Annotated in this window: 1 protein-coding gene; it reads left to right on the top strand. The window is 59.3% G+C overall.

The window, feature by feature from the left end:
- On the top strand, positions 1-258 hold a 258-nt coding region (locus tag SB753_RS38800; protein WP_410805379.1), incomplete at both ends, for a c-type cytochrome.

Raw genomic sequence — 258 nt, 5'->3', positions numbered from 1 at the left:
AACTGGTATGCGCCTTCGCTGACGTCGAACAAGGAAGCCGGCCTCGGCGACTGGGACATCAAGGACATTTCCGATCCGCTGAAGACTGGCGTGTCGCAACGCGGCGCGGTGTTCGGTCCGATGGCTGAAGTGGTTCACAACAGCCTGCAGTACATGTCGGACGAAGACATCCACGCCATGTCGACGTACCTGAAGACGATTCCGCAGAAGGACGAAGCGCCCGAGCATCTGCAACTGGAGACGTCGCAACAGTTCGGC

This window comes from Paraburkholderia sp. SIMBA_053, assembly GCF_046534895.1.
GTDB lineage: Bacteria > Pseudomonadota > Gammaproteobacteria > Burkholderiales > Burkholderiaceae > Paraburkholderia > Paraburkholderia caledonica.
This window is presented reverse-complemented; position numbering and strand designations above follow the sequence as displayed.